Source organism: Anaerotruncus sp. 1XD42-93 (assembly GCF_009917605.1).
Classification (GTDB): Bacteria; Bacillota; Clostridia; order Oscillospirales; family Ruminococcaceae; genus Anaerotruncus.
This window is the reverse complement of sequence record NZ_QZEG01000003.1, coordinates 72,556-89,983: the sequence shown is the minus strand read 5'-3', so window position 1 is coordinate 89,983 and position 17,428 is coordinate 72,556. Positions and strand designations below refer to the sequence as shown.

The 17,428-nt window shown below is 57.4% G+C and carries 16 protein-coding genes; all 16 read left to right on the top strand.

All coding sequences use genetic code 11. The features are described from left to right. Positions 1-109 precede the first annotated feature (109 nt). The 16 genes from recJ (at position 110) to D5269_RS02115 (ending at position 17,362) form a co-directional block, all read left to right on the top strand. Positions 110-2,146: a single-stranded-DNA-specific exonuclease RecJ gene (recJ, locus tag D5269_RS02190; protein ID WP_016316112.1), complete on the top strand. Its 2,037-nt coding sequence runs from the start codon at positions 110-112 to the stop codon at positions 2,144-2,146. A 37-nt stretch (positions 2,147-2,183) separates the two neighbouring features. Beyond that, a complete protein-coding gene (locus tag D5269_RS02185; RefSeq protein WP_016316113.1) occupies positions 2,184-4,385 on the top strand; it encodes a bifunctional (p)ppGpp synthetase/guanosine-3',5'-bis(diphosphate) 3'-pyrophosphohydrolase in 2,202 nt (733 codons plus the stop codon). 12 nt (positions 4,386-4,397) lie between these two features. Beyond that, on the top strand, positions 4,398-4,856 hold the full coding sequence (gene dtd / locus D5269_RS02180) for a D-aminoacyl-tRNA deacylase (protein ID WP_120481958.1): 459 nt from the start codon (positions 4,398-4,400) through the stop codon (positions 4,854-4,856). Between the two features lie 15 nt (positions 4,857-4,871). Next, the gene (locus D5269_RS02175) at positions 4,872-5,519 is read left to right on the top strand and encodes an MBL fold metallo-hydrolase (RefSeq protein WP_016316115.1); all 648 of its coding nucleotides are present in this window, start codon (positions 4,872-4,874) and stop codon (positions 5,517-5,519) included. Continuing rightward, entirely contained in the window at positions 5,503-7,008 is a 1,506-nt protein-coding gene (gene hemZ / locus D5269_RS02170; protein ID WP_120481956.1) for a coproporphyrinogen dehydrogenase HemZ, read from the top strand. Before D5269_RS02175 ends, hemZ begins: the two co-directional genes overlap by 17 nt. Positions 7,009-7,182: 174 nt before the next feature. Next, entirely contained in the window at positions 7,183-7,665 is a 483-nt protein-coding gene (locus tag D5269_RS02165) for a zinc ribbon domain-containing protein (protein ID WP_166545120.1), read from the top strand. Between the two features lie 368 nt (positions 7,666-8,033). Next, positions 8,034-8,534 carry a 5-(carboxyamino)imidazole ribonucleotide mutase gene (purE, locus tag D5269_RS02160; RefSeq protein ID WP_016316118.1) on the top strand — a complete coding sequence of 167 codons (501 nt, stop codon included), beginning with the start codon at positions 8,034-8,036 and terminating at the stop codon, positions 8,532-8,534. A gap of 32 nt (positions 8,535-8,566) precedes the next feature. Next, a complete protein-coding gene (gene purC, locus D5269_RS02155; RefSeq protein ID WP_120481952.1) occupies positions 8,567-9,277 on the top strand; it encodes a phosphoribosylaminoimidazolesuccinocarboxamide synthase in 711 nt (236 codons plus the stop codon). A 49-nt stretch (positions 9,278-9,326) separates the two neighbouring features. Continuing rightward, positions 9,327-10,778 (top strand): amidophosphoribosyltransferase, encoded by a 1,452-nt coding sequence (gene purF, locus D5269_RS02150; RefSeq protein WP_120481949.1) that lies wholly within the window; start codon positions 9,327-9,329, stop codon positions 10,776-10,778. After that, positions 10,768-11,805, top strand: coding sequence for a phosphoribosylformylglycinamidine cyclo-ligase (gene purM / locus D5269_RS02145; protein ID WP_120481947.1), 1,038 nt, complete (start codon positions 10,768-10,770; stop codon positions 11,803-11,805). Before purF ends, purM begins: the two co-directional genes overlap by 11 nt. Beyond that, the gene (gene purN / locus D5269_RS02140; protein ID WP_016316122.1) at positions 11,799-12,398 is read left to right on the top strand and encodes a phosphoribosylglycinamide formyltransferase; all 600 of its coding nucleotides are present in this window, start codon (positions 11,799-11,801) and stop codon (positions 12,396-12,398) included. Before purM ends, purN begins: the two co-directional genes overlap by 7 nt. Before the next feature lie 8 nt (positions 12,399-12,406). Continuing rightward, positions 12,407-13,228, top strand: a complete 822-nt coding sequence (locus tag D5269_RS02135; protein ID WP_051142459.1) for an IMP cyclohydrolase — start codon at positions 12,407-12,409, stop codon at positions 13,226-13,228. Positions 13,229-13,239: 11 nt separating this feature from the next. Further along, positions 13,240-14,415 carry a phosphoribosylaminoimidazolecarboxamide formyltransferase gene (locus D5269_RS02130; RefSeq protein ID WP_120481945.1) on the top strand — a complete coding sequence of 392 codons (1,176 nt, stop codon included), beginning with the start codon at positions 13,240-13,242 and terminating at the stop codon, positions 14,413-14,415. Positions 14,416-14,473: 58 nt separating this feature from the next. Further along, entirely contained in the window at positions 14,474-15,742 is a 1,269-nt protein-coding gene (purD, locus tag D5269_RS02125) for a phosphoribosylamine--glycine ligase (RefSeq protein ID WP_120481943.1), read from the top strand. Positions 15,743-15,971: 229 nt separating this feature from the next. After that, positions 15,972-16,982 carry a PTS sugar transporter subunit IIC gene (locus tag D5269_RS02120; protein WP_031219732.1) on the top strand — a complete coding sequence of 337 codons (1,011 nt, stop codon included), beginning with the start codon at positions 15,972-15,974 and terminating at the stop codon, positions 16,980-16,982. Positions 16,983-17,023: 41 nt separating this feature from the next. Then, positions 17,024-17,362, top strand: coding sequence for a hypothetical protein (locus D5269_RS02115; protein ID WP_016316127.1), 339 nt, complete (start codon positions 17,024-17,026; stop codon positions 17,360-17,362). The last annotated feature ends 66 nt before the right edge of the window (positions 17,363-17,428 follow it).

Sequence of the window (17,428 nt, the reverse complement as noted above, 5' to 3'; positions counted from 1 at the left end):
ATAGTCCCAATTCGACGATGAACTTCTGAAAGTTCGATTTGTTCCAGGGGATACATAAGGAATCTGGATTACAGGGCAAATGTAAATTGAGAGCTACGGAGGAATCGGTGTGCCCATCAAACATTGGAGTTTCAAAAAGTCAGATGAATCCACTGCCACTCGCCTTGCGGAAGGGCTGAAACTGCCGCTTCTGGTGGCGCGGGTGCTGGCGGCAAGAGGCTATGACACAATAGAAAAAGCAGGCGCGTTTCTTTCAGGGAGCAGTCTCACCGACCCAATGTCGCTGAAGGATATGGACAAAGCGGTCGCGCGCATCCGGCAGGCTGCGAAAGATGGCGAACGGGTGGCGGTCTACGGAGACTACGATTGCGACGGTATCATGTCGACGGTGCTCCTTTACAGCTATCTCGAGTCGATGGGTGTGGATGTCTGCTACTACATCCCCGATCGGGATCGCGAGGGCTATGGCATGAATAAAAATGCACTCAAACAGATCCACGATTACGGAGTTTCACTGGTTGTGACGGTCGATAATGGGGTGACCGCGCTCGAGGAGGTTGACTATGCGGTTTCGATCGGTCTGGATGTGGTCGTTACCGACCATCATAAGCCGCGCGATGTTCTGCCCCGGGCGGTTGCGGTCGTCGACCCGCACCGGCTGGACGATGAAAGCGGGTGCGAGTATCTGGCAGGAGTGGGCGTAGCCTTCAAGCTGGCTTGCGCACTCGAAGGCTCGGACGATGAGATGATGCTTGACCAATATGGGGACCTGGTAACAGTCGCTACGATTGCGGACATTGTGCCTCTGTCGGGAGAGAACCGGCTGATTGTCCAGCGGGGGATGGAGCTGCTGCAAAATACCGGGAACGAAGGGCTTGCCGCGCTGATTCGGGTTTGCGGGATGGCAGACAAAGCCCTCACATGCGAAAATATCGCCTATGGGATTGTGCCAAGGATCAACTCTGCCGGGCGGTTCGATCAGGCGGACCAGGCGATTGAGCTGTTTGCGGGCGGTGCAGATGAACCGGATACCCTCGCCGGCGGGATCAATGCGCTCAACGAGAAGCGGCGGGAGATCGAGGATCAGATCGTCGCGCAGATCATGGAGCGGATCAACGCAGACGAACAGCTGCTCCGCCACCGGGTCATTGTGATCTGCGGGGAAAACTGGCATCATGGAATCGTTGGGATTGTGGCATCCCGGATGGTCGAGCGGTTTGGAAAACCCTGCATTGTTCTTTCAATCGAGGGGGAGACCTCCCGCGGGTCGGGGCGGAGTATCGAGGGGTTCTCGATCATTGACGCGATCAATGCCTGTTCCGAACATCTGACCCGCTATGGCGGGCATAACCAGGCAGCGGGATTGACTGTCAGGACCGACAGGATTTCAGATTTCATCGAGGCAATCAACAGGTGGGCGGAGGCGCACCACCCGCAGATGCCCCAGCAGACCCTCCGGATCGACTGTACGATTTCCCCGCGTGTTCTCACAGTCGAGGGGGTACAGCCGCTTTCGATGCTGGAACCGTTTGGTTCGGGCAACGAGACGCCGGTATTTGTCGTGAAAAACTGCACCCTTCAGGGAATCTACCCGATTGGCGACGGAAAGCATCTGCGCCTGCGGTTTTCGGGAGACGGTGTCGTATTTTATGCGGTCTATTTCGGGATGACCCAGCAGAGCTTTCCCTACGCGGCCGGGGACGCGGTTGACCTCGCGGTGACAGCCGATGTAGGGGAATGGAATGGGGAACTGCGCGTCTCGGTCAAGATCAGGGACATCCATCTGGCGGGAATTGATTACGACCAGATTCACCATTCCGAGCAGCTCTATCAGCAGATTGCCCGTAGGGAGACGCTCGAAAAACCAGTGCGTGTGCAGGTATGTCCCAACCGGGATGAGATTGCGGTGGTCTACCGTTACCTGCGTTCCAGAGGAGAGTTGGAGGCGTCCGACGAGCTGCTCTATGCCCGGCTTTGTGAAAGCATCTCCAGCCTGTGCAAACTCAAGATTGCGCTGGATGTTCTTGACGAGATGCGGCTGATCACCTGCCGCCCCAGCAGCTGCGGGAAAAGCCTATCGGTGGTGCGCAATCCGGAAAAGGTGGACATCTCCAGTTCAAAAATTCTGCGCGCATTGCAGGCGTAATGCGGGAATTTGGAAACCCGTCGTAGGAGTGATAGCAATGAAATATTACGAGATACAGGACCTGCTCGATCTTCTGGACAGGAGCGGCAAGCCCCATGACAAAAACAGCATCATCAATGCATACGATCTGGCCAACGCTGCCCACAAAGGGCAGTGCCGGGTTTCGGGGGAACCGTATATCTCCCATCCAATCGCGGTGGCAATGATTCTGGCGGATCTGGGGATGGATGACGAATGCATTCAGGCGGCGCTTCTCCATGACGTGGTGGAGGATACCGAAATCCCGCTTGAGCAGATTTCACGGCAGTTTGGCAGCGATGTCGCCCTGTTGGTGAACGGCGTGACCAAGTTGGGGCAGATCAGCTATCAGACCTCGCGTGAGGAGCGGCAGGCGGAGAACGTCCGAAAGATGCTGCTGGCTATGGCGCAGGATGTGCGGGTCATCATCATCAAGCTGGCCGACCGGCTGCACAATATGCGCACGATCGAGGTCATGCCCGAGCAGAAACGCCGTGACAAGGCACTTGAGACGATGGAAGTCTATGCGCCGCTTGCACACCGGCTGGGTATCCGCGCGGTCAAGGAGGAGCTGGAGGACCGCTCGCTGCGGTACCTCGACCCAGTTGCCTACCGCGAGATCGAACGGATGCTCGCGCTCAAGCAGGTGGACCGCCAGAACTTCCTTGAGAAGATCAAACAGAAAATCCGGGAGCGGCTTTCGTCCGAATACAGCGAAATCCACATCGACGGGCGGGTCAAGAGCGTCTATGGCATCTACCGGAAGATGTATATGCAGGGCAGGGCGTTTGAGGAGATCTTTGATATCTATGCGGTGCGGATCATTGTCGATTCGGTGATGGACTGCTATAATGTTCTGGGGATTATCCACGACCTGTTCCAGCCGATCCCCAACCGGTTCAAGGACTATATCTCCACCCCGAAACCCAATATGTACCAGAGCCTGCATACCACTGTTATTGATAAGGAAGCGATTCCGTTCGAGGTGCAGATCCGCACCTGGGATATGCACCATACGGCGGAATACGGCATTGCGGCGCACTGGAAGTATAAGGCGGGCATCTCGGGCAAGGATAAGCTGGAAGAACGGCTCGCATGGATTCGGCAGCTCATTGAAAACCAGAAAGAGGCGGACGACGTCGAGGATATCGTCCACTCGATCAAGAGCGACCTTGCCCCGGAAGAGGTCTATGTGTTCACCCCGAAGGGGCGGGTCATCAGCCTGCCTGTAGGCTCGACAGTGATCGACTTTGCCTATGCAATCCATACCGAGGTCGGCAACCGGATGGTGGGCGCGAAGGTGGACGGCCGGATGGTCGCGCTCGACACCAAGGTGCACACCGGGCAGATCATCGAGATCATCACGACCAACTCGAAGGACCACACCCCCAGCCGTGACTGGCTCAAGATTGCCAAGACTTCACAGGCGCGCAATAAGATCCGCAACTGGTACAAGAAGGAGCGCCGGGAGGAGAATATTGAGCAGGGACGCAACGAGCTGGAGCGGGAGTTCCGGCGGAATATGATCTCCCTGCCTGACGGGAAACTGAAGGAGTTTTTGCTGGGGATTGCCAGACGCCAGCATTTTGAAGCGGTGGAGGACTTCCTCGCGGCAGTCGGATATGGAGGCGTGCTGCTTTCCAAAATCATGCCGCGGATCAAGGATGATTTTACCCGTCAATACCGCTCCAACCTGCCTGAGGACCCCACCGAGCGGGTTCTGGCGACAAAAGTACCGCCCCGCAAGAACAGACGGGCCTCGAGCGGCGTGATCGTCGAGGGGCTGGACAGCTGCTTGGTCAAATTTGCGCGGTGCTGCAATCCGCTCCCGGGGGATGAGATCATCGGGTTTGTTACCCGGGGCTATGGAGTTTCGATCCACAAGAAGGACTGCCAGAATGTCGTCAATTCGCTCAATGACCCCAACAATGCCGAACGGTGGGTGCACTCCGAATGGGCGATGGAGTCGGCCAAAAAGGAGAGCTTCAAGAGCACAATCGAGATTCTCACCGATGGCAGGATTGGATCGCTTGCGGATATTTCGGTCGCGCTTTCCAGTATGCGGATTTCGATTTCCACGCTGGTCGCGCGGGAGGCCAAGCAGGGAGAGAACATTGTCACTGTGACCTTTACGGTCAGCGACATCGAACAGCTCCAGTTTATCATCAATAACCTGTCTAAAATCCCGGGCGTGGAAAGCGTCTCGCGGTCGGTGCAGTAGAACGGAGTTTTTATGAAAGCAGTGTTGCAAAGGGTCTCGTCCGCGAAGGTCGAGACCGGCGGAAGGATTGCCGGCGAGATCGGGCAGGGGCTTTTAATCCTGCTCGGCGTGACCGGGAAGGATGGGGTTGATGAGGCCGACTTCCTTGCGGAAAAGTCGGCCAATCTGCGGATTTTTGAGGATGAAAACGGTAAGCTCAACCGTTCTCTGCTCGATGTGGGCGGCGGGATGCTGATCGTCTCCAACTTTACCCTCTGTGCCGATGCGCGGCATGGGCGGCGCCCGTCGTTCACCAATGCAGCTGGGCTGGAAGCGGCCAATTCACTCTATGAACGGTTTGTCGCAGCGGCGAAGGACACCGGAATCGCGACAGTTCAGACCGGTGTTTTTCGGGCGGATATGCAGATTTCGCTGGTCAACGACGGTCCGGTCACCATCCTGCTGGATACGGATGAGATCATGAAAAAATAAGGGAGGCGCGGGAAGATGGAAATTTACATCAAGCCGGTTGGCCCGATCGGGACCAACTGTTATATCATTTCAGAAGAGGGCGGCGGCTGTGCGATGGTCGATCCGGGCGCACAGCCGGAAAAATTGATCGGCTTTCTCGACGCCAAAGGGCTGAAGCCGGAATATATCCTGCTGACCCACGGGCATTATGACCACATTGGCGGAGTCAAGGCGATTGCACAGAAGTATGGGGCGAAAATCGTCATCAGTGAGCAGGACGCCGAGCAGCTCACCGACCGGAGCAAAAGCCTCGCGTCCGCGCGGTTCCCGGCAGGGGAGGACCCCTATCTGATGGAGGCTGATCTGATGCTGAAGGATGGCGATACCGTCCGGACCGGAGATCTGGAGTTTACCGCTATCCTGACCCCCGGCCATACCAAAGGGGACATCACCTATCGCTGCGGGGGAGTGCTGTTCACCGGGGACACCCTCTTTGCCGGGGATTGTGGACGGTGCGACCTCTATGGCGGCAGCTACCAGACAATGCTCAAATCCCTGAAAAAGCTCGCCGCATTGCCGGGGGACTACCGGGTTCTGCCGGGACATGGGCCGGAGAGCACGCTGGAGCAGGAGCGCAGGTATAACCAGTATGTGAGGATGTCGCCGGATGACCTTCTATATTAAGGGCCACCGGTTTGGCTACGAACTGCAGCGGCTTGCACAAACCTTTTTCTTCGGAGAAAAGATCGAGGTGATCGAGGGTGCGCCTGACGATGGGGTGGAAAGGGAATACCTTTACGCCCTGCTCGACGGGCAGCGCCTGCTTTTGCGTGCGCGCCTGCGTGCCCGTGTGCAGAGCGGGCTGTTTGCTGATGCAGCGGGCTGGGAGGACAAAAAACCGGTGGTGATCCTTCTGGAGGACCGCGCTGGACCGGGGGATCCTCCCAAACAGCTCGAACACAAATTTGCAGCCCTGCTCTATGGATTGCTTTCCCAGTTGACCGGCCTGACGCCCCAATGGGGGGTATTGACCGGTATTCGCCCGGTCAGGCTGTTTCTCACCCAGATGGAAAACGGCCTGGATGAACCCGCCCTGCGCCGGCATTTCATCGGGGAGCGGCAGGTAAGCGAGGAGCGGTTCCAGCTCGCACTTGACACCGCGCGGATCGAACGACCGCTGCTTTCCCGGCTTTCCGAGCGGGATTTTTCGCTCTATGTGTCGATACCGTTCTGCCCGACCCGGTGTGCATACTGCTCGTTTGTCTCACATTCGATAGGTCGGGCGGCAAAGCTGATCCCCGCCTATCTCGACCGGCTCTGTGAGGAACTGGCCGATCTTGCGCGGATTGTTTCCGAACTGGGGCTGCGGCTGCGGACGGTCTATTTTGGCGGCGGCACCCCGACCACCCTCACAGCCGAGCAGCTCGCGCGGCTGATGGATACGATCTCTGATTCGTTTGATCTGAGCGGCCTTTGGGAATATACCGTGGAGGCGGGGCGTCCGGACACCGTTACCGCGGAAAAACTGCGGACGATCCGGTCCCACGGTGCGCACCGCATCAGCATCAATCCGCAGACGCTCGAAGAGGGGGTACTTAGGGAGATTGGGCGCAGGCACACATCGGCGCAGCTGCTGGAGGCATATCAGATGGCGCGGAGCGAAGGGTTTGACAGCATCAATATGGACCTGATCGCCGGGCTTCCGACCGATACCCGCGAAGGGTTTTCCCGGACGCTTGATGGGGTTCTGCGGCTCGCTCCGGAAAATATCACCGTACATACCCTTACGGTCAAGCGGGCGGCAGACCTGACCTTCCCGCAGGCACGCGCGGAGCTGGATCTGGTGTGCGGCATGGTGGATGAGGCGCGCCAGCGGATCACCAGTGCGGGCCTGAACCCCTACTACCTTTATCGGCAGGCGGGGAGCCTTTCAAGTTTGGAGAATGTGGGGTATGCGAAGCCCGGTACCGAGGGGCTTTACAATATCTATATCATGGACGATTCCCACACCGTTCTGGCGGTCGGCGCGGGAGGAGCGACCAAGCTCTGCCGCCGCTCAGACGGCCGGATCGAGCGGGTTTTCAATTATAAATATCCGTATGAGTACATCGAACGGTTTGATACCGTCCGGGCGCGCAAGGAGAAAATCCGGCAGTTCTACGGGCGGGGATGAAAATTGAGCCTGTTCCCAAAAACCTACTTGTAACAACTGTTTCTTTGCGCTATAATAAAAGAGGATTTTCAAAACAAAGACGAAACAGACGATGCGTCCGCAAATTTTTCTTCGCAGCGGAAACGCATGGTAAAGGATGAAACAGCCGGGGCGAAGCGGCGGAATGGAGTGTTTATGGGAAAACTGGATGAAGTCCTTGCAAAGGCGAAAGACCTGGCGAAGGTAGCGGGAAACAAAACCGAGGAGGTCGTTGAGCTGACCCGCCTCAAGATACAGGCTTCGCAGCTTCGCGGGGATATTGATGCGAACTACCTCAAGCTGGGTGAGATCATTTACGAGCTGAACAAGGCGGGGACCGAGAACGAAGAGTTGATTAGCATGTGCATCGCTGAGATTGAGTCTCAGAGGACAGAGCTTGCCGAGCTGACCAACCGGATCGACGAGATGAAAAATGTCGTGAAATGCAGCGAGTGCTTGGCGGCGAACCCCGTAGGTGCGCTTTACTGTGCGCGGTGCGGCGCCCGTCTGGAGAAAAAGCAGGAGCAAGAGGCACCAACGGAGCAGGAGACGGAATCGGCCCAGGCAGAGGAAGCGGATGCGGCCAAGGTACCCGCCCAGCTTGAGGGTGCAGAAAAAGCGGAGGATGCGCAGGCGTAGCCTTCAAAATTGTGTGCGCTTGGTCCGATATAAGGCTCGGCCCGGCAGGGGATGCCTTGTGCGAATTCACAAAAATGGGCATATGATCCTATAAGGATTGGACCAACCCGCCAATCTTTTGAATGTTTACAGTTTTCTAATTGAAATTATCGGTGTTTTCATGTAGAATCTAAAAAAGAGGATCCAAAAGGGAGGCGTCAGGATGATGTGGCAGGCAGCGGGATATGGCGGTTTGCACCGCTATAGCTGCATCTTCGGACGCATTTTCGCAGTTTGTCCGGGAATCCGGAGATAGTTGCGGGATTTTTGCAGGTTGCGGGCCAAACCGCAGCCTGTTTTCATTTTTTTGCAGAAAAGGATGTGTCAAAATGGCTGAAAAAAAAGTGGCGGTCATCATGGGCAGTGACAGCGACCTGCCTGTGGTAAAAAGCGCGATAGACATTCTAAAGGAGCTTGGGATTCCGACCGAAGTGCATGTGATGAGTGCTCACCGCACCCCGGCGATCGCCTGCCAGTTCGCAGCCAATGCGCGCGAAAAGGGATTTGCTGTGCTCATTGCGGCAGCGGGCAAGGCTGCCCATCTCGCGGGGGTTCTCGCCGCACACACCACCCTGCCGGTTATCGGGATCCCGGTCAAGTCCTCCACCTTGGACGGGTTGGACGCACTGCTTGCGACCGTTCAGATGCCTGCCGGCATCCCGGTTGCGACCGTTGCGATCGACGGTGCAAAGAATGCCGGCCTGCTCGCTGCCCAGATCATTGGGGTGTTTGACGCAGAGGTTGCCTACCGGCTCACTGTGCGCAAAGACCAGATGGAACAGGAAGTCCTTGAAAAAGATGCAAAGATACAGGAACAATTTCAGTCCTGATAGATTGATGGATAGAGAAGGAGACGATAATTATGAAAAAACTGGAACAGCTTTATGAAGGAAAAGCGAAAAAGGTGTTTAAAACCGATGATCCCAATGCCTACATCGTTGATTACAAGGACGACGCGACCGCGTTTAACGGTCTGAAAAAAGGCACGATCGCCGAAAAGGGGATGATCAACAACAAGGTTTCCAACCACCTGATGCGCCTGCTTGAGAAAAATGGCATCCCGACCCACCTGATCGAGGAGCTTTCCGACCGTGAAACCCTTGTGAAAAAGGTCACGATCGTCCCGCTGGAGGTCATTGTCCGCAACATTGCGGCCGGTTCGCTCTCCAAACGGCTCGGGCTGCCCGAGGGCAAAAAACTTGCCAAAACCGTCCTTGAGTACAGCTATAAGGACGATGAGCTGGGCGACCCGATGATTAACGACTATCATGTGTTTGCAATGGAGCTTGCCACCCCGGAGGAGCTTCAGACAATCGCCAATTATGCGTTCAAGGTGAACGAAATCCTGACCGCCTATCTGAAAGACCTTGGGATCGAGCTGATCGACTTCAAGCTCGAGTTCGGCAGAACCAGCGACGGGACGATCATCCTCGCGGACGAGATTTCGCCTGACACCTGCCGGTTCTGGGACAGCAAGACCGGTGAAAAACTGGACAAGGACCGGTTCCGCCGGGATCTTGGCGGCGTGGAGGATGCCTACCACGAGGTTATGAAACGGCTGATGGGGGAATAATCCTGGTGGAAACATCCGCCCGGGAACCTGATTTTATAGGAGTGAAAGCATGTTCGATACAATCCATGAGGAATGCGGCGTATTCGGTATCTACGAGAAAGAGCAGTCGGATGTCGCGAGCAGCGCTTATTATGCGCTCTATGCGCTTCAGCACCGCGGGCAGGAAAGCTGCGGGATCGCGGTCAACGATGATGGGCTGATCGTCTGCCATAAGGACGTGGGGCTGGTACCTGACGTATTCAGCCGCGACAATCTGGAAAAACTCGGATGGGGGACCATGGCAGTCGGGCACTGCCGCTATTCAACTACCGGCAACAGCAGTGCGGTCAACGCCCAGCCGCTGGTGGTGCGTCACTGCAAGGGTGCAATGGCGCTGGCTCATAACGGCAATCTGGTCAATGCGCCCGAGCTGCGCCGTCAGCTGGAGCTGAACGGCGCGATCTTCCACACCACTAATGATTCGGAGGTCATCAGCTATATCATCACCCGTGAGCGGCTGCTCTCCCCCAGCATTGAGGACGCGATTGCAAAGGCGATGTACTCGATTAAGGGTGCCTATTCGCTGATCGTTATGTCCCCGAAAAAGTTGATCGCGGTGCGCGACCCCAACGGGTTCCGCCCGCTCTGCATTGGCGAGACAGCGAGCGGCGGCGTGGTGTTTGCGTCCGAAACCTGCGCGCTCGACAGCATCGGCGCGAAGTTTGTGCGGGACGTTGAGCCGGGCGAGATCGTGATCGCCGATGAGAACGGCCTGCATAGCCTGCACTCCCATTGCGGCGGCGAATCGAGTTTCTGTGTCTTTGAGTATGTCTATTTCGCGCGCCCCGACTCGGTGATACAGGGAGTCAGCGTCCATGAGGCGCGGCAGCGTGCCGGACGCATCCTCTATCGGGAAAATCCGGTGGAGGCGGATGTGGTGGTCGGCGTGCCGGATTCGGGTCTGGATGCTGCGCTTGGCTATTCCCAGGAGAGCGGTATCCCGTATGGGGTCGGGTTCATCAAAAACCGCTATATCGGCCGTACCTTCATCCAGCCCACCCAGGGCCAGCGGGAGGATTCGGTGCGGATCAAGCTGAACGTGATTGCTGAAACCGTCCGGGACAAGCGGGTGGTATTGATCGACGATTCGATCGTCCGCGGAACCACCTGTGCGCGGATCGTCCGTCTGCTGCGTGATGCAGGTGCGCGCGAGGTGCATTTTGCGGTTACAGCGCCGCCGTTTAAAAATCCCTGTTATTTCGGCACCGACATCGACAGCCGGGACAAGCTGATCGCCTGCCGGATGACCGTCCCCGAGATCGCCAAACAGATCGGGGTGGATTCGCTGACCTATCTCAGCATTGATGGGGTCAAGGAGATTGCCCAGGGCGCCAACTGCGGGTTCTGCGTGGGCTGTTTCTCAGGGGAATACCCGATTGCGGTGCCTGATAAGATGCAGAAAAACAAGTTTGAAAAAAAGATCAGCGCAGCGAAGCAGGAGGAAGAGACAGATGCAGAATAGTTATTCCGACGCCTATAAAGCGGCAGGCGTCGATGTGACCGCCGGATACAAGGCTGTGGAGCTGATGAAAGCGCATGTTGCACGAACGATGACCAGCGGGGTACTCGGCGGGATCGGTGGATTCGGCGGCCTGTTTGAGATGGATCTCACAGGGATGCCGCATCCGGTTCTCTGTGCGGGCACCGACGGAGTCGGCACCAAGCTCAAGCTGGCATTCCTGATGGATAAACACGATACTGTTGGGATCGACTGTGTTGCGATGTGCGTCAATGACATCGTCTGCTGCGGCGCGAAGCCGCTCCTCTTCCTGGACTATATCGCCTGCGGGAAGAATGTCCCGGAAAAGATCGCGACCATCGTTTCGGGCGTGGCCGAAGGCTGTGTGCAGGCAGGCTGCGCGCTGACCGGCGGCGAAACTGCCGAGATGCCTGGGTTTTACCCGGAGGAGGAATACGACCTTGCGGGGTTCTCGGTCGGGGCGGTCGACCGCTCCAAAATTCTCGACCCTGGCCGGGTCGAAGCGGGGGACGCGCTGGTTGCGATCGCCTCCAGCGGGGTGCATTCCAACGGATTCTCCCTCGTGCGCAAGGTATTTGATGTCGAGAAGGGCGGGCTGTCCCAACATCACGACGAACTGGGCATGACCCTTGGCGAAGCGCTGCTCACCCCGACTAAAATCTATGTCAAACCGGTGTTGGCGGTGATGGAGGAGCTGACAGTCAAATCGGTCTCCCACATCACGGGAGGCGGCTTCTATGAGAACATTCCGCGCGCTCTGCCCAATGGGAAGCGCGCCAAAATAGAACGTGCGGCAGTCGAGGTTCTGCCAATCTTCGACCTGATTCAGAAGACAGGCGGTATTCCGGAACATGATATGTTCAACACCTTCAATATGGGGGTCGGGATGATCCTGGCAGTTGGCGGGGAGGACGCGGACCGCGCGGTCGCGATCTTGAACGCGCATGGCGAGCGGGCGAAGGTTATCGGACAGATTGAGAACGGCGAAAAGGGGATCGAATTATGTTAAAACGGATTGTGGTACTGGTTTCGGGCGGCGGCACCAACCTTCAGGCGCTGATCGACGCGCAGGCCCGTGACGAGCTGGGTGCGGGTGAGATCGTTCAGGTGATCAGCTCGAATCCGGATGCTTACGCCATCAAACGGGCGGAAAAAGCGGGGATTCCCTGTGAGGTCATCCCCCGCAGCTTTTATAAGGCGCGTGAGGACTACGATGCGGCAATCCTTGCGGCGCTCCAGCGCGCTGATGCGGATCTGGTTGTGCTGGCCGGATTCCTGCACATCCTTGGGAGCGAGATCGTGAGCAACTACACACGCAGGATCATCAATGTGCATCCTTCTCTGGTCCCTGCGTTCTGTGGGGACGGGTATTATGGTATCCGGGTACATCGGGCGGCGCTGACCTATGGGGTCAAGGTGACCGGCGCAACGGTACATTTTGTCAACGAGGTGACCGACGGTGGGCAGATTATCCTGCAAAAGGCGGTGGAGGTGCTGCCGAGCGACACCCCTGAGACATTGCAGCGGCGGGTGATGGAGCAAGCCGAATGGGAACTGCTGCCCCGCGCGGTCGCGCTGGTCTGCAACGCGAAATCCAACTGAGACGGAGGATGGAGATGTCAAACAGACAAAATCTGGAACAGCTTCTGCAAAACAACAGCTATCCCGGGCGCGGTATCGTGATTGGAAAACATGCCGACGGCCAACATGCGGTAATCGCCTATTTCATCATGGGGCGCAGCGAGAACAGCCGCAACCGCGTCTTTGTGGAGGACGGGGAGGGAATCCGTACCCAGGCGTTCGATCCCGCCAAACTGACCGACCCCAGCCTGATTATCTATCATCCGGTGCGGGTGTTCCGGTCGTTGGAATCGGGAACCGGGGACGGGCCAATCGCTTTTATCCGCGCGGGGGAGCAGCCCCCCGTTGTGCAGGGCGCAGGGTCAGCCCCGATGCGGGGATACTCTGACGGCGTTGTGACCGTCGTGACCAACGGCGACCAGACGGATACCGTCTATGAAGCGTTCCAGCAGGGCAGGACCTTCGAAGAGGCGCTCCGTACCCGCACTTTTGAGCCGGACCCGCCTAACTTCACGCCGCGCATCTCGGGTGCGCTTGAGGGATTCCGGTATCAGCTCTCGATTCTCAAGAGTGCGAACGGCAACCCGGACAGTGTCCAGCGGTTTTTCTATGAATATATGGAACCGGTTGCAGGAGAGGGGCATTTTATCCACACCTACCGGTGCGACGGCAACCCGATCCCGTCGTTTGAGGGGGAACCGGCCTGCGTCGGGATCGACGGTGGGATCGACGCATTTACCGACGCGGTCTGGAATGCGCTCAACCCGGATAACAAGGTTTCGCTTTTTGTGCGGTATATCGACGTGGAAGCGGGCACCTGCGAAACACGAATTGTGAATCAAAACCAGTGAGGAGGAACAGCATGGCAAACCAGCTCGAACTCAAATACGGCTGCAACCCCAACCAGAAACCAGCCAGAATCTTTATGCAGGCGGGGGAACTTCCGGTTGAGGTACTGAACGGCAAACCCGGCTATATCAACTTTCTCGACGCGTTCAACAGTTGGCAGCTTGTCCGGGAACTCAAAGCGGCAACTGGCCTGCCGAGTGCAGCTTCATTTAAACATGTCAGTCCGGCAGGGGCGGCGGTTGGATTGCCGTTGACCGAGACCGAAAAGAAGATTTATTTCGTGGATGACCTCGCGCTTTCACCAGTCGCCTGTGCCTATGCGCGCGCGCGCGGCGCCGACCGGATGAGCAGCTACGGCGACTGGGCCGCGCTTTCGGATATCTGCGACGCGGAAACCGCTACCCTGCTCGCGCGGGAGGTCTCGGACGGGATCATTGCGCCCGGTTATACCGAGGAAGCGCTCGCGATCCTGAAAACCAAGCGTAAGGGCGGATACAACGTCGTGAAGATCGACCCGGACTATTGTCCCGCGCCGGTTGAGCATAAGGACGTGTTTGGGATCACCTTTGAGCAGGGCAGAAATGAGCTGGAGATCAGCGGGGCGCTGCTGGAAAATCTGGTCACCGACGAAAAAGAGATGACCGAGGACGCAAAACGTGACCTTATCATCGCGCTGATTACCCTGAAATACACTCAGTCCAATTCGGTCTGTTATGCCAAAGGCGGGCAGGCGATCGGCGTGGGGGCAGGCCAGCAGAGCCGGATCCACTGTACCCGTCTGGCGGGCAATAAGGCGGACATCTGGTATCTGCGCCAGCATGAAAAGGTGCTGAACCTGCCGTTTAAAGCGGGCATCCGCCGCCCCGACCGGGATAACACGATCGACGTTTATATCTCGGACGATTACATGGATGTGCTCGCCGACGGAGCGTGGCAGCAGTTTTTCACCGAATGTCCCGCACCTCTCACCCGCGAGGAAAAACGCGCATGGCTCGACACGCTGGATGGCGTATCACTCGGTTCGGACGCATTTTTCCCGTTCGGAGACAACATAGAGCGTGCACATCGGAGCGGGGTGCGGTATATCGCGCAGCCGGGAGGCTCAATTCGTGACGATCATGTCATCGAAACCTGTAACAAATATGGCATTGCGATGGCGTTTACCGGCATCCGGCTGTTCCATCATTGAAAAATCTCTGCGGGGATGCGTTCTGCGCATCCCCGCAAGCTGTATGGAGGGAAAATGAATGAAACTATTGGTGGTGGGTTCAGGGGGCCGCGAACACGCGGTGATCCGGAAACTCAAAGAGAATCCGAAGGCAGAAAAAATCTACTGCGCGCCCGGTAACGGCGGTATCTCGGCGGATGCGGAATGTGTGCCGGTCAAGGCGACCGACATCGAAGGAATGGTGTCGTTTGCCAAGGGGCAGGGCGTCGATTTTGTGGTGGTCACGCCGGACGACCCGCTGGTGCTCGGGATGGTCGATGCGCTGCATGCGGCGGGTATCCGGACGTTCGGCCCAGATAAGGCGGCTGCACAGATCGAGGGAAGCAAGGTGTTTTCCAAAAATTTGATGAAAAAATACGGCATCCCGACTGCGGCTTACGAGGTCTTTTCCGACCCGAAAGCGGCGATTGCGTATATCGAGCAGCGGGGGGAATATCCGGTTGTCATCAAAGCAGATGGGCTTGCGCTCGGCAAAGGGGTCATTATCGCCCAGAATCAAACAGAAGCGGTGGATGCCCTGCACAGCATCATGGAGGACCGGGTGTTCGGCGCGTCGGGCAGCCAGGTGGTGGTTGAGGAGTTCCTGACCGGACCGGAAGTCAGCGTATTGGCGTTCTGCGACGGAGAGACGGTCGTACCGATGGTTTCGTCGATGGATCACAAGCGCGCGCTGGACGGCGACCAGGGGTTGAATACCGGCGGGATGGGCACCGTTGCCCCTAACATCCATTATACGCCAGAGGTAGCGCAGACCTGCATGGATCGAATTTTCCGCCCGACTCTCAATGCGATGAAGGCGGAAGGCCGGCCGTTTTCCGGCTGCCTCTATTTTGGGCTGATGCTCACCCCGAAAGGCCCGTATGTGATCGAATACAACTGCCGCTTTGGCGATCCCGAGACACAGGTGGTGCTTCCTCTGCTCGAAACCGACCTGCTCGAGATCATGCTGGCGATTTCGGAAAAACGGCTGGCGGAAACCGAGGTCCGTTTTTCGAAGGACAGCGCTGCCTGCGTGATCCTCGCAAGCGGGGGGTATCCGGTGAAATACGAAACCGGCAAGCAGATCTCCGGCTTGGATGCGGAAGGGCAAGTCCCCGGTGCGACGGTTTATCACGCAGGTACCAAGCGGGATGGAGATTCCTATCTGACCGCAGGCGGCAGAGTGCTGGGCGTGACCTGTACCGCGCCGGACGGGGAACAGGCGGTCAGGGCGGCTTATGCTGCCGCAGAGAATATCTCCTTTGAGGGGATGCATCTGCGCCGGGACATCGGCGCGAAAAACCGCTGATCTTCAAAAGCTGGTTGACGGGCCCGGTAAATTATGCTAGAATGCAAAAGGCCCGGAGGGGTCTAAAAACAAAAAATGGCTTTGTTGCGCAACCGATGAAATGGCAGGGAACCACAGGACGCGGGACGAAACCTGTATCCGGATCAGGGGAGCCGCGTACGCGCGGCACCCGGTCGGGTATGCAGGGTTTGCCTCGGCAAACTGCCAGAGTAAGAAAGGGTTGTATGCAATGGATCTGGTCAAAAAGTTTTTCAAACGTTACCTGATCGACGCGATGAGCGCTATGGCACTCGGGCTGTTCTCTTCGCTCATCATCGGTCTGGTGATCTCTCAGCTTGCCAAGCTGCCGGGATTGGGTTTCCTGTCGGTGCTCACCGAGGTGTTGTCCGCTTCCTCGCCGGTGGTCGGCGCGGCGATCGGTACCGCGGTGGCCTGGGGGCTTGGCTCCAAACCGCTGGTCACCTTCTCCTGTGTGGCCTGTGGTGCGATTGGTTACGCGGCAGGCGGGCCGGTTGGCGCGTACATAGCGGCGGTGGCTGGGAGTGAAATCGGTTCGCTGGTCGCCGGGAAAACCGGGGTGGATATCATCCTCACTCCGATTGTCACGATCGTTTCAGGTGGCCTGATCGGTGATTTTACAGGTGCGTATGTCCAGGATTTCATGAGTTTTCTCGGCGGGATCATCAATACCGCGACCGAGCTGTCTCCGATCCCTATGGGAATTATCGTTTCAGTGGTGGTCGGCATGGCGCTCACTGCGCCGATCTCCTCGGCTGCTCTCTGCATCATGCTTGATCTGAGCGGGATTGCTGCCGGTGCGGCGACTGTTGGCTGCTGCGCACAGATGGTCGGCTTTGCGGTGATGGGCTTCAAAGAAAATGGCTGGGGTGGGCTTGTGAGCGTCGGAGTCGGCACCTCGATGCTTCAGTTCTCAAACATCATGCGCCGTCCGATGCTGTGGGTCCCTCCAACGCTGGCAGGCGCAATCCTCGGCCCTATCTCGACCCGAGTGCTCGGGATGACCAACACCGCTTCAGGCGCAGGAATGGGCACTAGCGGGCTGGTTGGACAGTTTGGAACGGTCGCTGCGATGGGTGCAGACACGGCATTTCCGATCCTGTTGGCGGAAATGGCGGTCATGCAGGTGATCCTGCCTGCGGTTTTGACGATGGTGTTCTACCATTTCTTCCTCCGGATGGGCTGGATCAAAAGCGGTGATCTTAAAATGAAGGTTGGCTAAAAGGATCCTCTCTGCATAAACTGTGTGGGGAGGTGGTGCATATGGAGACAGGCTCGGCAGGCGTGGTAGGGGCGGCGGGTGCAGGAGCGCTCGACAGCACGAGCGCGACAGGAACCGCGAGTACGGTAGGAAGTCTCGGCCCGATTAAGGGGCAGAAGGGCGCAGCCGCAACGGCAAGAGGGCTTTCCAACGAGGCTCCGCAGCCGAAAAGCGGGCAGGGAGCGCAGTTTATTTATGTCGCTGCGACAGTAGCAAATATCCTCTGCGATAACCTGACCCAGACGCAGATCAACCTGCTTGCGAACTTTCTTTCGGTGGTGACCACCTGTGTCTACGCAATTCTGACAGTGGAAAATCCGACCGATATTATAGAAGCATAGGCAAACGGAACATAGTGTGTTATACTGAATGTGCCGGTGGGGACTGCCGGCACATTTTTCGTTTTT

Bases quoted from the DNA above. Each gene is read 5' to 3' on its own strand.
- D5269_RS02115 (WP_016316127.1), top strand. From the start codon at position 17,024: ATGGAGACAGGCTCGGCAGGCGTGGTAGGGGCGGCGGGTGCAGGAGCG.
- purC (WP_120481952.1), top strand. From the start codon at position 8,567: ATGAAAAAACTGGAACAGCTTTATGAAGGAAAAGCGAAAAAGGTGTTT.
- dtd (WP_120481958.1), top strand. From the start codon at position 4,398: ATGAAAGCAGTGTTGCAAAGGGTCTCGTCCGCGAAGGTCGAGACCGGC.
- purE (WP_016316118.1), top strand. From the start codon at position 8,034: ATGGCTGAAAAAAAAGTGGCGGTCATCATGGGCAGTGACAGCGACCTG.
- purD (WP_120481943.1), top strand. From the start codon at position 14,474: ATGAAACTATTGGTGGTGGGTTCAGGGGGCCGCGAACACGCGGTGATC.
- purN (WP_016316122.1), top strand. From the start codon at position 11,799: ATGTTAAAACGGATTGTGGTACTGGTTTCGGGCGGCGGCACCAACCTT.
- D5269_RS02185 (WP_016316113.1), top strand. From the start codon at position 2,184: ATGAAATATTACGAGATACAGGACCTGCTCGATCTTCTGGACAGGAGC.
- D5269_RS02130 (WP_120481945.1), top strand. From the start codon at position 13,240: ATGGCAAACCAGCTCGAACTCAAATACGGCTGCAACCCCAACCAGAAA.
- D5269_RS02135 (WP_051142459.1), top strand. From the start codon at position 12,407: ATGGAGATGTCAAACAGACAAAATCTGGAACAGCTTCTGCAAAACAAC.
- purF (WP_120481949.1), top strand. From the start codon at position 9,327: ATGTTCGATACAATCCATGAGGAATGCGGCGTATTCGGTATCTACGAG.
- D5269_RS02165 (WP_166545120.1), top strand. From the start codon at position 7,183: ATGGGAAAACTGGATGAAGTCCTTGCAAAGGCGAAAGACCTGGCGAAG.
- hemZ (WP_120481956.1), top strand. From the start codon at position 5,503: ATGACCTTCTATATTAAGGGCCACCGGTTTGGCTACGAACTGCAGCGG.
- D5269_RS02175 (WP_016316115.1), top strand. From the start codon at position 4,872: ATGGAAATTTACATCAAGCCGGTTGGCCCGATCGGGACCAACTGTTAT.
- purM (WP_120481947.1), top strand. From the start codon at position 10,768: ATGCAGAATAGTTATTCCGACGCCTATAAAGCGGCAGGCGTCGATGTG.
- D5269_RS02120 (WP_031219732.1), top strand. From the start codon at position 15,972: ATGGATCTGGTCAAAAAGTTTTTCAAACGTTACCTGATCGACGCGATG.